Genomic DNA, 14,687 nt, shown 5'->3' on the forward strand with positions numbered 1-14,687 from the left:
GCGGCCGGTCCCGCCCGGGTACCCGCACGAACCGCTCAGGAGACCGGGCGGCCGTAGCCGGGAACGCCCGCGTGGTCCACCCCGTGCGCGGCCCAGCTGTACAGGTGCAGGTCGAGGCCGTCCGGGTCGTTGAAGACCAGCAGCCAGCCGATGGAGGCCTCGATCACCGGCGAGTGCGGGACGCCGAGGGTGTCGAGGTGGGCCGCCCAGGCCTCGACGCCGGCGCGGTCCGGGACCGCGAAGCTGACCGGGTCGAAGCCCTGACAGCCTTGCGCTGCAAGGGGGTTGACCCGCAGGCAGAGCATCGAGTCGCCGAGGCCCGGCACCTCCCCCGCCACTCCGCGCACGACACCGTCCGCGTCCGGGAACTCGTGCGTCACCTTGAAGCCGAGGACGCGGCCGTACCAGTCGCGCGAGCGGTCGAGATCGGTGACGGGCATCTTCACGTGGTGGATTCCGGCGAGCTCCGGCATGGCACCCACACTCCTCATCGCCCCGGTCGATTTCACCGCAGTACGACTGCGCCGATTTCCTTCTAGACTCCTCCCCATGCCCGCACCCGTCAACCAGAGCAACGATCCGAAGCGGCCCTACCGCTCGGCCAGACGCGCCGAGACGGCCGCGGCGACCCGCGCCCGGATCAGGGAGGCGGCTGCCCGGCTGTTCACGGAGAAGGGGTTCACGGGCACGCGCATGAAGGAGGTCGCGACACTGGCCGGTGTCGGCGAGCGCACGCTGTACGACGCGTTCCCCACCAAGGCGGCCCTGTTCGGACACACCCTCGGTGTCGCGATCGTCGGTGACGAGGAGCCGGTCGCCGTCCCGGACCGCCCCGAGACCCTGGAGATCAGGGACGAGATCGACCCCCGGCGGGCGATCGGCCGCACCGTCGACCAGACCACCGAACTGCTGGAGCGCGCGGGCGACTTGATCATGGTGACCGTGGAGGCGGCGGGCGCCGATCCCGACATGCGGGCCTCGGCGGACGCCGGCGCCGAGGCGACGTACGGCGTGCATCTCGCGCTGGCCGCGGCACTTGAGGAGCGCGGGGCACTTCGCCCGGGACTCGACGCGCGCACCGCCGCCGACACGCTCTACGCGCTCGCGTCACCCCACATGCACCAGCTCCTGCGCAGGCACCGGGGCTGGACGCGGGAGGCCTACCGGACCTGGCTGCGGCGGATGCTGATCGCCGAGCTGCTCGACCCGCGCTGAGCCGCGCCCGCCCGACCCCCGCCGAGCCGCGCCCGTCCGGCGCGAGTTGCCGCACCGGCCGCGGGAGATCACCATGAGAGCGTCGGAAAGGATCTCGGCGACGCCGTCGTAGCGGCCGGCGTCTTCCCCGGCCCCGCCGGTCGACAACAGCGCCGGCCCACTGCCGCGTACCTCGCAGTACAGCCCGGGCACAGCCCGGCCCCGTCCGCCTCGAACCCGTCCGTACGCATGCCTGGATTCCCGCTCCCAGCGAAACGTTGCCGTTTCGCTGAAAGTGCTCTAGTGTCGATGTGTACGAAACCGTTTCGTTTACGTTTTGGTAAACCCTGAACGACCGAACGACTTCCCTGGAGTGGTTCCCGATGTCCCAGAAGACTCTGACCGAAGACACCCGGTCGGGTGCCGAGGAGGCGCGGTCCGCGGCCTCCTCGAAGCGGTGGTGGATCCTCGCGATCGTCGCCGTCGCGCAGCTGATGGTGGTCCTCGACGCCACCATCGTGAACATCGCCCTGCCGTCCGCGCAGAAGGACCTCGGCTTCTCCGACGGCAACCGGCAGTGGATCGTCACCGCGTACGCGCTGGCGTTCGCCTCGCTGCTGCTGCTCGGCGGCCGGATCGCCGACCTCTTCGGCCGCAAGACCGCCTTCCTCGTCGGTGTCGCCGGCTTCGCCGGGGCCTCCGCCCTCGGCGGTGCCGCCACCAGCTTCGAGATGCTGGTCACCGCACGCGCCCTCCAGGGTGTCGCGGGCGCGCTGCTCGCGCCGGCCGCGCTCTCGCTGCTCAACACGACGTTCACGGACGCCCGTGAACGGGCCCGTGCCTTCAGCGTGTACGGCGCCATCGCGGGCGCCGGCGGCGCGGTGGGCCTGCTGCTCGGCGGGGTGCTGACCGACGCCTTCGACTGGCGCTGGACGCTCTACGTGAACGTCGCCATCGCCTTCGTCGCCTTCGCGGGCGGCTGGGTGCTGCTCTCCAACCACCGTGACGCGGCGGGCTCCAAGCTCGACGTGCCGGGCACGGTACTGGTCGCCGGCGGTCTGTTCTCCCTCGTCTACGGCTTCTCCAACGCCGAGACGCACGACTGGGGTTCAGCGCAGACCTGGGGCTTCCTGATCGTGGGTGTCGTCCTGCTGGCGGCCTTCGTCTGGTGGCAGAACCGCGCCGAGCACCCGCTGCTCCCGCTGCGCATCCTGCTCGACCGCGACCGGGCCGCCTCGTTCCTCGCCGTGCTGATCACCGGTGCGGGCATGTTCGGCGTGTTCCTCTTCCTCACCTACTACCTCCAGCTGAACCTGGGCTTCAGCCCGACCAAGACCGGTGTCGCGTTCCTGCCGATGATCGGCGCGCTGATGGTCATGGCACAGCTGGGCACCACGGTCCTCGTGCCGCGCCTCGGCCCGAAGGTCGTCATCCCGCTGGGCTTCGCCGTCGCGATGGTCGGCATGGCCTGGCTGACCGGCATCGGGGTCGGCTCCTCCTACGCGAGCCATGTGCTGCCGCAGCTGATCGTGATCGGCGCGGGCCTCGGCATGGTGATGCCGCCGGCGATGCAGCTCGCCACGGGCGGGGTGGCCGCCGAGGACGCGGGCGTCGCCTCGGCCACGGTCAACGCGATGCAGCAGGTGGGCGGTTCGATCGGTACGGCGCTGCTGAACACGCTGGCCGCGAGCGCCGCGACCGACTACCTCGCCGGGAAGGACGCGCGCAGCAAGCTGGTCCAGGCGCAGGCGACGATCGAGAGCTACACCACCGCGTTCTGGTGGTCGGCGGGCTTCTTCGCCGCGGGTGCGCTGATCGCGTTCGCGCTCTACCGCCGCGGGGTTCCGGAGCAGGACCCGGACGCCGCACCGGTGGTCCACATGTGATCGGCCCCACCGGGCACTGAGCCGCACGGACCGAGGGGTCGCCGTCCGCAGGGAGACGGCGGCCCCTCCCCACTTCCTCACCGACGGCAAGTCAACCTTTCTGACCGAAGTTCACCATGTCGAGTGAACCAGATCTTGCGGGCGGCGTGTCATGGATGCTTGGGGCTTCTCCGGGGTAACTACCGAGACCGAATACGCCCCGTGCCGAGGTGGAGCGGCCATGACAGCGGAAGCGGACGAACAGGACAGTCCCCCGGGCAACTCCTGTGCCCTCACCCGGCCGTACGGCCCGTTCACGGTGGTCGAGGTCTGCGGTGAGATCGACATGGCGACCGCCGACCTGGTCGTCGAGCACCTGGACGCCGCGACGGCGGTGGCGGAGCCCGACGTGCTGGTGGATCTGCGGTCCGTCGAGTTCCTGGACTGCTCGGGGCTGCGCGTCCTGTGCCGGGCCGAGCGGCGGGCGCGGGAGCGCGGCGGGCGGCTGCGGATCGTCTCCGACGGGCCGCGCGTGGACCGGCTGTTGCGCGCCTCGGGGCTGTTCGGCCGCTTTCCGCCGCTGCGCGCGCTGCCCGCGCGGGCCGGGAGGCCGCAATGAGGACAGGGGCCGGCTCGGGCGACCCCACACCGCCCGGCCGACCCCTGGTGCGGGATCGCGGTACTCCGTGACAGGGGTGCGCACTCCCCAGCTACGGACCCTTCCTGATGCTCACGCAGACCCTGCGATCCCGGTCTCTCAGAACGTGAAGACACCTCCGTATCCGTAGGAGTCCTTCACGCACTCGTTCGAGAAGACGCGCTCGTAGGAGACGCGCTTGCCCTGCCAGACGCCCTCGACGGTGACGACGACGGGGCGGTAGAGCTTGTTGCAGACCACATCGCTCCGGGCCGCCAGGGCGTCGAAGTCGCCCCCGATCCCGCGCAGTTCGGCGCAGGCGCGAGCGGCCGACGGGTGGGTGCCGGAGGAGGTCGGCGCGCAGGTGAGGGTCACCGCGCGTTCCGGTGTGGCGAGGGCGGCGGCGTCCCCGTGCCCCATGGTCAGCACCAGGGCCGAGGGGGCGTAGAGCGCGGACGGGCCGGTGGCGTGGGCCGCGAGGGCGGTCCCGGTGAGGGGCCCGCAGACGGCGGTGGCCGCCAGCCCCAGAGTCGCTGCCCAGCGCGCGGTGTTCCGCATTGTGTGCATCCTTCCGCTAGAGGCCGGTCCCGCTCGGTCGGTGCGGAACCGGCGGGCGCCACTCTGCCGAGTCCGCCGCCGGAACACACATCCGACCCACAGGTTTCAGTAACCTTGCGTGTTGAATCAGTGGCGTGAAGTCACGGAATTCGAACGGGCGAACCCCGGAACCACGGGCTTCCCGACCTCCGGATCGGGCCGGTTGGCCGGTTTACCCGCCCTCGGCGATCGTCCTGAAACAGTCCCGAAACATTCCGCTTCAGCTCTCGGCGCACTCCGCCGCAGCCCCTTGCGCCCACAGCGCCCGCGAGTAATCGTCATTACATGATTACGACAGAGCAGCGGGAGAAGCTTCGCGGCTGGTTCACCGGCCGTCTGCCCGACGACCTCTTCGAGGAGCTGGTCGAGGTCACCGCCGACCGCGAGGAGGTCACCGTCGTCGGCCGCATCCCCGCGCCCCGGCTCGCCGAGGGCGTCTCGGCCGCCGAGAGGGAGGCCGCCGTCCAGGGCCGCGTCCAGGAGTTCCGCGAGCGCACCCGGGAGACCCGGATCGCGGTCGCCCGCGAGGCCGAGCACCGGTTCCGCAGGAAGGTCTCGTGGGGTGTGGAGTGCGCCGGGGAGCGGTCCCTGTTCACCCACGTCTCCGCACCCGTCATGACCCGGCTGCGCCAGCCCGAGCGCCAGGTCCTCGACACCCTCATCGCCGCCGGCGTGGCCCGCAGCCGCAGCGACGCGCTCGCCTGGTGCGTCCGCCTCGTCCAGCGCCACACCGACGACTGGCTCACCGAACTGCGCGACTCCCTCGAACACGTCCAGCGGGTCCGCGCCCAGGGCCCCGACACCGGACCGGAGGACACCCCGGCCGACAGCGAGTGACACCGAGGTGGACGATTCCTCCACCCACGGCACGAAAGATGGATGAACCGTCCTCTGGTGCGGGTAGCGCGGCCGACCGTAACGTCTGCGCACACCCCCGAGGACGGCATCCGCTCACCCCGCCCACCCCGCAGACGTGACCAGCCGCCCCCACCGCCGACGCGCCACCCCGCGCTCCACCGCCGTCCCCCGCTGGAGCCCTCCTTGTCCTCTCAGCCCACCCCCTCCCCCGCCGCGCCGAGCCAGTCCCTGACCGAGGTCGAGACCTACGGCATCGAGCGCATCCCCGACGCGGACCGCACCGCCACCCCGCTCGACCTGTTCCGGGTCGCGTTCGGCGGCGCCAACACCTTCTCCACCTGCGTCCTCGGCGCCTTCCCCATCCTCTTCGGCCTCTCCTTCTGGCAGGGCCTCGCCGCCACGCTCCTCGGAGTCGTCGTCGGCGCGCTGATCCTGTGCCCGATGGCGGTGTTCGGCCCGGTCAACGGCACGAACAACGCGGTCGCCTCCTCCGCGCACCTGGGCGTGCACGGCCGGGTCGTCGGCTCGTTCCTGTCACTGCTGACCGCCGTCGCGTTCTTCTCCATCTCGGTGTGGAGCTCCGGCGACGCCCTGGTCGGCGGCGCGCACCGGCTCTTCGGCCTGGAGCAGAGCACGCCGTCGTACGTCGTCGCGTACGCGCTGTTCGCCGGACTGGTCCTCGCGGTCTGCGTCTACGGCTTCCGGTTCATGCTGTTCGTCAACAAGATCGCCGTGACCTCCGCGACCGTCCTGTTCCTGCTCGGCGCGATCGCCTTCGCCGGTGACTTCGACCCGTCGTACGCCGGAGTCTTCACGTCCTCGGCGGACGCGGCCACGCGGTCGCTGTTCTGGCCCTCGTTCATCGGCGCGGCGCTGATCGTGCTCTCCAACCCGGTGTCGTTCGGCGCGTTCCTCGGCGACTGGTCGCGCTACATCCCGGCGGACACCCCGCGCCGCAAGGTGATCGGGGCCGCGTTCCTGTCCCAGATCGCGACCCTGCTGCCGTTCGTCTTCGGCCTGGCGACCGCGAGCATCATCGCCACGCGGGCCCCCAAGTACGTCGACCCGTCGGCCCCCGACTTCGTGGGCGGCCTGCTCGCCATCTCGCCGACCTGGTTCTTCCTGCCGGTCTGCCTGCTCGCCCTGATCGGCGGCATGTCGACGGGCACGACCTCGCTCTACGGCACCGGGCTCGACTTCTCGTCGGTGTTCCCCCGGCTGTCGCGGGTCCAGGCCACGCTGCTGGTCGGCGTGCTGTCCATCGCGTTCATCTTCATCGGGCGCTTCGGCCTCGACCTCGTGCAGTCGATCTCCACCTTCGCCACGATGATCATCACCTGTACGACACCGTGGATGGTCGTGATGATGCTGGGCTTCTACACCCGGCGCGGCTGGTACGACCCGGACGCCCTCCAGGTCTTCAACCGCCGCCAGCGCGGCGGGCGTTACTGGTTCGCGCACGGCTGGAACTGGCGCGGCATGACCGCCTGGTGGGTGGCCGCCGTGGTGGGCGTGCTGTTCACGAACATCCCCGGGCAGTTCGTCGGCCCGCTCGGCGATCTCGCCAACGGCGTCGACATCAGCCTGCCGCTGTCCCTCGCGGTGGCCGCCGTGCTGTTCCTCTCGCTGCTGCGGCTGTTCCCCGAACCCCGCGCGGTGTACGGGCCGGAGGGGGCGCGGCTGGCCCGTACCGTCGAGGTGGCGGTGCCCCCGATCACCGGCCCCGGAGCCGCGGCGGCGGCGCCCGCGACGGCCGGCGCGGGCAGCTGATGGCGGCCTGGCTCGACCTGTCGGTGCCCGTGGTCACCGGGATGCCCGTGTATCCCGGTGACCCGGCCGTCGAGGTCTCCCCCGCCCTGACCGTCGCCCGCGACGGGGTCAACGTCCTTCGGCTGCACCTCGGTTCGCAGTCTGGCACCCATGTCGACGCCCCCTACCACGTGGACGACGGCTGGCCGCGCCTCGACGAACTGCCGCTGGAGCGCTTCGGCGGACCCGCGGTGGTGGCCGACGTACGGGGGCTGCCGGCCAGGGCGCCGATCACGCCCGGCCTGCTCGCGCCGGCCCTCGACCGGCTCCGCCCGCGCCCGGGTTCGCTGCTCGTGCTGGCCACGGGCTGGTCGGCGCACTGGGGCACCGACGACTACCTCGCCCACCCGTGGCTCACCCCGGAGTCGGCCGAGGCCCTGGTCGCAGCGGGCATCCGCACGGTCGCGGTCGACGCGCTCAGCGTCGATCCCACACCCGAACCGGGCGACACGGCGGCCGACTTCGGCCTGCCCGCCCACCGGGTGCTGTGCGGGGCGGGCGGGGTGATCGCCGAGAACCTCACGAACCTGGAGCAGGTGGTGGACCTCCCGGACCTGGAGCTGTTCCTGTTCCCGCTCCGGCTGCCGGGATCGGACGGCGCTCCGGTACGGGCCGTGGCGCGGGCTCTCTGAACCCTCGCGCGGGGGCCACGACGCCGGTCGTCAGCCGAGCCGGTCCGCCTGGTGCGCGGGGCGCGGGGACGGGGCTCCGGTGCCGGCGATCGACAGCGAACCGGGGCTCGCCGACGCGGAGTCGGTGCGCCACCGCTGCCCGGCGGAGCCGTCGCGGATCTTGAGGACGATGTCGGCGCCCGGCTCCTCGGTGGTGGTGGCGAGCGCGAGGCCCGAGTCCCAGCGGGGCAGCAGCTCGCCCTGCACGGTGAGGTCGTAGCGGACGTCGTTGCCGCGCTTGGCCTTCGCGTCCGCGCAGGTGCCGAGCACCACGACTCCGGCGTCCGCGTGCGAGTCCAGGCACAGCGCCGGGTTCGCCGCACTGCGCAGCAGCCCGTCGGTCGCGTACGTCCACTGCTGGGTCGTCGCGGCGGAGCACTTCGCGAGGTCGGTGTCGGCGCCGGCCTTCACGGTGCCCCGGATGTCCAGGCACAGGTCGGCGGCGGCGTTGCGCAGCCGTGTCCGCCCGGGGACGGCGGGCAGCCGGGCGGTGCCGGGCGCCGAGGACGACACGTGTCCCGAGCCGGCGTTCGCGCTGGTGGAGGCGACCGGGTCGGCGGTGCCGCCGTGGTCCGGCCACAGGGCGACGGCGAGGACGCTCGCGATGACTCCGGCGCCGATCAGACCGGCGCCGACGAAGAACGAGCGGGGCGATCGGCTCGCCCCGGCCGACCTGGCCGCGGCCACGATGCGGCGGCCGGGCGCGGGGAGCCGGGAGAGCAGTCGGTGCCGCCCGGTACCGCCGCCGTGCCCGCCGTGGCCACCGTGCCGGGCGGTGGTCCGCGTCCGGGTGTCGGGCCGGGCGCGGCCGGGGCGGGATTCCAGGTAGGGGCGGGCTCCCCAGCCGAGCACCGCCTCCGTGAGCAGGACTCCCAACCCGCCTTCGAAATAACTCAGTTGTTCGGCGGCGAATCGGCAGTAGCGGCACTGGGCGAGATGCTGCTGGACATCGGGCAACAGGGTGCCGCCGCGTCGAATCGGGACGTCGAGCAGACGGTTGTAGAAGCTGCAATCCTTGGTCGGCGCGAGTTCCCGGTGGGCGCGTACACAACCCTCGCGGAATTTTTCGCGCGCCTGCTGGAGAGCGGCCGACGCGGTGTCGGTATCCATCCCGAGCAGTGCCGCCGGCACGGTTATCGTCTCGGCCTCGGCCTCGGTGTGCCACAGCAGGCACTGGGCGAAGGGCTGAAGGGTCTGGAAAGACCGCTCGGCGAGCTTGCGATTTTCGGCTGTCATGGACTTGGCAGAACGCATCGCGCGGCCCCCGGAGGATTTCTCCAGGTCCGGCAGAACACCGGATATTCGCTCCTCCGCCGCCCACTCCCGGATCGTGTCGCGCACGGTGAGCAGCAGCCGGGGGCGCAGTGCCACGCCGTGTTCGCCGAAGGTCAGCCGGTCGAACACCTGGTGGAAGGCCGCCGCGGTGGCCATGGCGGGGACACCGCCCGTCGCGTCGAGACAGATGCCCGCGTAATCCTGGACCGGCCGCCAGTGCCGTGCCATCAGCAGCGCGACGGAATGCGCGGCCTCACCCTCCGGGCGACCTCGCAGCCGTGCGGCCAGCGTCTCGTCGGATTCCTCGGGAGCCCCGCCGTTCGGCGGTGGGTAAGGAGGACGAGGAGGGGGAGGGAGCGACACGGAGTGGATTCCTCGGATTCGGTTCATCAACAGGTGAATGAGCCCCGGGCATTGCCCTCGCGCGGGCGTTTCACCCTTGCACAACCCACTGAACGCAACAAGGCACTTGGGCAACATCCATACCTTTGAAAGAGAGTCGGGCGCGCCCTCGGCCAGGTGCCACGGCATCGGCTTTCGCTTTTCCATGCGCCCCGTGTGAACCACGCGCACACTCCGGTGGGTCGCGCACGCTCCCGGCGTACGGGACCGGGCGGTCCACTGGATGCGGCCCTTCTCGGAGGCCACGCGCTGGACGGCGGCTCTCCCGCGCCAAACGGCCGCCGACCGTGCTCCTCCCGCCCTCGGTCGGCGGCCCCGAGGGCGGGGGCGGCCCACCCCCGCCCTCCCTTCACCGGGCCTCGGACGCGGCCTCGACGGTGTCGAGTTCGGCGACGGCCTCGGCGGGCAGCACCAGGTCCGCGGCGGCAATGTTCTCCCGAAGATGCGCCCGGGACGACGTGCCCGGGATCAGCACGGTGGTCGCCGAACGCTGCAACAGCCAGGCCAGGGCGACCTGTTGGGGCGAGGCCTCCAGCCGTGCGGCGACCTCGGCGAGGGTCTTCGACTGGAGCGGGGTGAAGCCGCCGAGCGGGAAGTACGCGGCGAACGCGATGTTCTCCGCCGCGCACCGCTCGACCAGCGCGTCGTCCCGCCGGTTCGCGAGGTTGTAGAGGTTCTGCACGGTGACCACCGGGGCGATGGCCTGCGCCTCGGTCAGCTGGGCGGCGGAGACCGTGCTCAGTCCGAGGTGCCGGATCAGCCCCGCCTCGCGCAGTTCGGCCAGGGCCCCGAACTTCTCGCCGATCGACTCCTCGTCGGCGCTGTCCTGGGCGCCGAGCCGCAGGTTGACCACGTCGAGCGCGTCGAGCCCGAGGTTGCGGAGGTTGTCGTGGACCTGCGCCTTGAGGTCCTCGGGGTGCCGGGACATGATCCAGCCGCCGTCGGGGCCGCGCCGGGCGCCGACCTTGGTCACGATGTGCAGGTCGTCCGGGTAGGGGTGCAGGGCCTCCCTGATGATCTCGTTGACGACGACCGGGCCGTAGAAGTCGCTGGTGTCGATGTGGGTGATGCCCCGCGCCACGGCCTCGCGCAGGACGGCCACCGCCTCGGCGCGGTCCTTCGGCGGGCCGAAGACGTGGGGTCCCGCCAGTTGCATGGCGCCGTATCCCATGCGGGTGAGGGTGAGTCCCTCGGCGGGGGTGAGGGTGCCGCCGGAAACGGTGTCGGTCATGGTGGCGCGCCTTTCGGTGGGTGATGGGCTACTGCACCGACTCTGCGCGCGCGGCGGCCGGGCGGGCAGTACCCGGCTGTTCCTGGTAGTGACGGGGACACCCACCTGCGCGGATTCGGATCTACGGTGGTGGGTGTGGACGCCAAGAACGCGCTCGGTGAGTTTCTGCGGGCCCGCCGGGAGCGGGTCCGGCCGCAGGACGTGGGCCTGAGCGGCGGCGGACTGCGCCGGGTGCCGGGGCTGCGCCGGGAGGAGGTCGCGCTGCTGGCCGGTATCAGCGCCGACTACTACCTCCGCCTTGAACAGGGCCGGGACCGCAATCCGTCGGCGCAGGTGCTGGAGGCGCTGGCCCGGGTGCTGCGTCTGGACCCCGCCGCGAGCGCCCATCTGCTGAGCCTGGCGCAGCCGGAGCGGCCGACCGGCTCTCGCGGGAGGTCCAGGAGGCCCGAGGCGGTGCCGGCGAGCGTCCGCGAACTGCTGGACACCTGGCCGGCGCATCCGGCCTACGTCCAGAACCGGTTCACGGACTGCCTGGCGGCCAACGCGCTGTGCCGGGCGCTGTCCCCGAACTACGCACCGGGCGTGAACCTGCTGCGGGCGATCCTCCTCGACCCCGCCGAACGCGAACTGCGGCGCGACTGGGAGGAGTTGACCGCCGAGGGGGTGGCGACGCTGCGCGGCCACATCGGGCCCGACGTCGACGATCCTCGACTGGTGGAGCTGGTGGGCGAGTTGTCCGTGCGCAGCGAGCGCTTCCGGCTGCTGTGGAGCCGGCACGAGGTACGGCCGATGGTCGGGCGGATCAGTCTGCTGAGCCATCCGCTGGTCGGCGACTTCGAGCTGCGGTCGAACAAGTTCGAGGTCCCCGGCACGGAGGCGCTGAGCGTGGTCGTCTTCCACGCCGAGCCGGGCAGCCGGAGCGCGGAACTCCTGGGTCTGTTGGGCAGCCTCGCCGCGTCCGGGGACGGTGTGCCCGGAGACGGTGTGCCCGGGGAGACGTCACCGGCGCACGAGGACCGGTGACGCTCAGATCTGCCAGGACCGCAGCCGTTCCGCCGCGCCGTGCACGTCCGTCTTCCCGGAGATCAGGTCGCGGGCGAGGTCGACGAGGGCGCCGTAGGGCGGATCGATGCCGACGCCGCTGACGAACATGTAGGCGACCGCCGTGGCGCAGGCGAAGCGGGCGTTGGCGGACGGCAGGGGTTTGAGCAGGGCGAGGGTGTGGAGCAGGGCGGTGGCCCGCCAGGCGGGGTCGGAGTCGACGCCGAGGCGGGGCGGGTCGACGCGGTGCCGGGCGACGGCCGCCACCAGCGCCGAGAAGTCGTTGATGGTGGGCTGGTCCGGCAGGACCTCCTCGTGGCGCTGGAGAAGCCACGGCACGTCGATGTGGATGACCGGCATGCGTCAGGCGACCCGCCCCTCGCCCTTGGCCGCCGGTTCGTCCTCGGGGAAGGCGGCGGCGAACTCGTCGGCGTGCGTCGCGAAGAACCGGCGGAAGGCCTCCGCGCCCTCCTGCAACGCCCGGTGCCGGGCGATGTCGGCGGCGGCGGCCTCCCGGACGAGGGCCTTCATCGACGTACCGCGCTCCTTGGCGATCTGCCGCAGGTCCTCTAGCTCGCGGTCGCTGAACTCCACGTTGAGAGCTGGCATGACCTCACGGTACCGCTCGGGTACTTACCCGTAAATACCGCCAGGTCAGGAGGCACACCTGACGGTACCGGGCGATCCGGCTCCCCCTTCTTCTCCGTCCCCTTCTGCACCGTTCCCGCCAAGCGCGCATGTCAGCCCTGGTCCGCCGCGAACGAGGCCATCCAGGCCAGCGCCGCGTTCCAGTTCACCGCCGTCTCGTTCGTCGACCACGACTGGATGTCGTCGATGTAGCAGAACTGGCCGACGCAGCCGGTGAGCCTGCTCTGCGCGTAGGGGTCCTGGAGGGAGGAGTTGGGGCCGCCCGCCAGGGTGCCGTCCGGCGGGTTCGGGAGGCCGGGGTCGAGCTCGTGGGCGTACCAACGGCTGTGCTCGTTGTGGGAGTTGGCCTCGCCGTAGCCGGTGACGTAGGACATGTTGAGGGCGTTGCGGCCGAGGATGTAGTCCATGCTCTGGAGCGCGCCGTCACGGTACTTGGCGGCGCCGGTGAGGTCGTACGCGGTGGCGATGACATGCGCGTTGTTGAGGATCTGGCTGTTGGAGCCCCAGTCGTAGAGGTTGCCGGGCGGTGCGTAGGGCATGCCGTAGGGCTGGCTTCGGAGGGTGGCGAGGTAGGTGTCCGCGCCCTCGATCACCGAGCGGCGGAGCCTGTCGCGGCCGGGCAGCCGGCTGGGGACGGTGGCGAGGTCGAGCCGGCCGAGGGCCGCCGTCCGCGCCCAGTCGAAGCCGAGGCTGCCGAAGATGTCGGCGGTGTTGAGCGGCGAGTTCACGACGTGGTCGGCGAACTGCCGTTCTCCCGTGGTGAGATACAGCTCGGCCGCCGCCCAGTAGAACTCGTCGGTGGCGTTGTCGTCGGGGTAGGCGCCGCCGCCCGTGCCGTCGTTCGGGTCCGGGTGGACGGTGGGGTGGGCGAGCGCCGCCGCCCATGCCTTGCGCGCCGCCTTGAGCGCCTTCGCCGCGAACGCGCGGTCGTAGGGCCGGTACAGACGGGCCGCCTGCGCGGCGGTGGCCGCCAGGTTGAGGGTGGCCTGCGTGGTCGGGGCGTGCAGTTCGCGCTTCTGCGGGTCCTGGCCGGGCAGCAGCGGCAGCCCGGTCCACTGTGCGTCATGGACCTTGTCGTGGGCCATTCCGGCCAGCGGCTGTCCGTCCGGCACCTGCATCCGCAGCAGGAACTCCAGCTCCCAGCGCGCCTCGTCGAGCACGTCCGGCACCTTGTTGCCGCTCTCCGGGATGGCGAGGGTCCTGTCGCGCAGCTTCGCCGGGTGTCCGGTGGGGGCCAGCAGCGAGCGTTCGTAGGTGCTCAGCAACTCCCAGGCGGAGATACCCCCGTTGACGACGTACTTGCCGTGGTCGCCCGCGTCGTACCAGCCGCCGGTGACGTCAAGTGTGTAGTCGCACAGGCCGGGTTGGCAGGGCACGTGCGCGTCGCCCTGGTTCGGGGCGACGTTCAGGTGACCGGCCGGGCGGGCGTACCCGGGGCGCAGGTCGTCGCGTATCGCGATGCCGCTGCGCTGCGTGTAGTAGTACTTCAGCGAGTCGAGCCGCAACCGCTCGTAGGCGGCGCCGCCGATGTCGAAGGGCCGGCTCGTCTCGCCGTCCGCCACCAGCGTGAAGCCCGCGCCGCGCCCCCGGTAGGCACCGAAGTCGATGGACTGCGTGTTCTGCCCGGACGCCGTATCGGTGCCGCGCGGCACGGTCCGCCCGTGCGCGACCACCGCGCCCGCCGCGTTCCGCAGCTCCCAGGGCAGCACGGCCGTCAACGCGGTCACCAGCGTCGCGTTCTTCGGTCCGTCCGGCAGATACGCGACCTGGTTCACCCGCACCCGTGGCCCGGTGTCCGGCTCGTAGACCTCCGGCGGCACCCCGCCCAGCAGGGACACGTCGTCCATGCAGAAGCTCCAGGGGTCCGCGCTCCCGCCGAGTTGGAAGGCGACCTGTCCCTGGGCGGTGTCGACGGGCGAAGTGAACGTGTAGGCATAGGAGTTGCCCGACGCGCTCAGCTCGGGACTGATCTCGTAGTAGGTGTCGTACGGCGACACGGACAGGCCGACGACCGCCCGCACCACGTGTCCCGCTGGTGAACCGGCGGCCGTGAAGGCGAACTTGTACGACTCGCCCTTGACCAGAGTGATGTCGTTCTGGCCGACGGCGGCGTCCCAGCGGTTGGTGGTGGCGCCGGGTACGTCCGCGCAGAGCTGTCCGCCGGAGAGGCCGGCCGTGACGTTGCTCGTCGTCCACCAGGGTGCGGTGGTGGTGTCGAAGGTGCCGTTCCTGACCTGCTCGACCTCGTCGGCTCCGGCGGGGCCCGCGGGCAGGGTGGTGAGGGCCGCCGCGAGGAGAGCCGTGGCGGCGAGCAGGGTCGTTCTGCGTCGTTTCACGTCCGGGCTCCTCGTCTCAGAGGGCGGGGCACACCCCGGTCGCACGGTGGGAGCGCTCCCAAACAGACAGGACGCTGGCCATGCTGTTCGAGACATGACATCTCGTCAACGGTCCGGACGGGT

14 protein-coding genes are annotated in these 14,687 nt (G+C 71.7%); 7 read left to right on the forward strand and 7 right to left on the reverse strand.

What is annotated here, in order from left to right:
* Positions 1-35: 35 nt before the first annotated feature.
* A complete protein-coding gene (locus tag ACIQPR_RS39435; RefSeq protein WP_403659015.1) occupies positions 36-473 on the reverse strand; it encodes a VOC family protein in 438 nt (145 codons plus the stop codon).
* A 76-nt stretch (positions 474-549) separates the two neighbouring features.
* Between ACIQPR_RS39435 and ACIQPR_RS39440 the strand changes: the two genes are divergently transcribed.
* The 3 genes from ACIQPR_RS39440 to ACIQPR_RS39450 all read left to right on the forward strand — a co-directional run bounded on the left by ACIQPR_RS39440 (position 550) and on the right by ACIQPR_RS39450 (position 3,678).
* Positions 550-1,215, forward strand: a complete 666-nt coding sequence (locus tag ACIQPR_RS39440) for a TetR/AcrR family transcriptional regulator (protein WP_403659018.1) — start codon at positions 550-552, stop codon at positions 1,213-1,215.
* Positions 1,216-1,577: 362 nt separating this feature from the next.
* Entirely contained in the window at positions 1,578-3,080 is a 1,503-nt protein-coding gene (locus tag ACIQPR_RS39445) for an MFS transporter (protein WP_403659021.1), read from the forward strand.
* 220 nt (positions 3,081-3,300) lie between these two features.
* A complete protein-coding gene (locus tag ACIQPR_RS39450) occupies positions 3,301-3,678 on the forward strand; it encodes an STAS domain-containing protein (protein WP_403659024.1) in 378 nt (125 codons plus the stop codon).
* A gap of 138 nt (positions 3,679-3,816) precedes the next feature.
* Here ACIQPR_RS39450 and ACIQPR_RS39455 read toward each other — a convergent pair whose 3' ends face one another.
* Positions 3,817-4,254 carry a protease inhibitor gene (locus ACIQPR_RS39455; protein WP_403659027.1) on the reverse strand — a complete coding sequence of 146 codons (438 nt, stop codon included), beginning with the start codon at positions 4,252-4,254 and terminating at the stop codon, positions 3,817-3,819.
* A 324-nt stretch (positions 4,255-4,578) separates the two neighbouring features.
* Between ACIQPR_RS39455 and ACIQPR_RS39460 the strand changes: the two genes are divergently transcribed.
* The 3 genes from ACIQPR_RS39460 to ACIQPR_RS39470 all read left to right on the forward strand — a co-directional run bounded on the left by ACIQPR_RS39460 (position 4,579) and on the right by ACIQPR_RS39470 (position 7,592).
* Positions 4,579-5,130 (forward strand): hypothetical protein, encoded by a 552-nt coding sequence (locus ACIQPR_RS39460; protein ID WP_403659030.1) that lies wholly within the window; start codon positions 4,579-4,581, stop codon positions 5,128-5,130.
* Positions 5,131-5,334: 204 nt separating this feature from the next.
* A complete protein-coding gene (locus tag ACIQPR_RS39465) occupies positions 5,335-6,921 on the forward strand; it encodes a purine-cytosine permease family protein (protein ID WP_403659033.1) in 1,587 nt (528 codons plus the stop codon).
* Complete coding sequence (locus ACIQPR_RS39470; RefSeq protein ID WP_403659035.1) at positions 6,921-7,592, forward strand: cyclase family protein; 672 nt, start codon at positions 6,921-6,923, stop codon at positions 7,590-7,592. The genes ACIQPR_RS39465 and ACIQPR_RS39470 overlap by 1 nt, the downstream gene beginning before the upstream one ends.
* Before the next feature lie 30 nt (positions 7,593-7,622).
* Here ACIQPR_RS39470 and ACIQPR_RS39475 read toward each other — a convergent pair whose 3' ends face one another.
* Positions 7,623-9,269 (reverse strand): RICIN domain-containing protein, encoded by a 1,647-nt coding sequence (locus tag ACIQPR_RS39475; RefSeq protein ID WP_403659038.1) that lies wholly within the window; start codon positions 9,267-9,269, stop codon positions 7,623-7,625.
* Between the two features lie 388 nt (positions 9,270-9,657).
* Positions 9,658-10,539, reverse strand: coding sequence for an oxidoreductase (locus ACIQPR_RS39480; protein WP_403659041.1), 882 nt, complete (start codon positions 10,537-10,539; stop codon positions 9,658-9,660).
* Positions 10,540-10,674: 135 nt separating this feature from the next.
* Between ACIQPR_RS39480 and ACIQPR_RS39485 the strand changes: the two genes are divergently transcribed.
* Positions 10,675-11,562, forward strand: a complete 888-nt coding sequence (locus tag ACIQPR_RS39485) for a helix-turn-helix domain-containing protein (RefSeq protein WP_403659044.1) — start codon at positions 10,675-10,677, stop codon at positions 11,560-11,562.
* 3 nt (positions 11,563-11,565) lie between these two features.
* On the opposite strand, the gene ACIQPR_RS39490 is transcribed toward ACIQPR_RS39485, so the two are convergent.
* The 3 genes from ACIQPR_RS39490 to ACIQPR_RS39500 form a co-directional block, all read right to left on the reverse strand.
* Entirely contained in the window at positions 11,566-11,940 is a 375-nt protein-coding gene (locus ACIQPR_RS39490; RefSeq protein WP_403659047.1) for a toxin Doc, read from the reverse strand.
* Between the two features lie 3 nt (positions 11,941-11,943).
* Positions 11,944-12,189, reverse strand: coding sequence for a hypothetical protein (locus ACIQPR_RS39495; RefSeq protein ID WP_019068554.1), 246 nt, complete (start codon positions 12,187-12,189; stop codon positions 11,944-11,946).
* Between the two features lie 131 nt (positions 12,190-12,320).
* Positions 12,321-14,564: a glycoside hydrolase family 9 protein gene (locus ACIQPR_RS39500; protein WP_403659051.1), complete on the reverse strand. Its 2,244-nt coding sequence runs from the start codon at positions 14,562-14,564 to the stop codon at positions 12,321-12,323.
* Positions 14,565-14,687: the final 123 nt, after the last annotated feature.

It is taken from the genome of Streptomyces sp. NPDC091280 (genome assembly GCF_044768565.1).
Classification (GTDB): Bacteria; Actinomycetota; Actinomycetes; order Streptomycetales; family Streptomycetaceae; genus Streptomyces.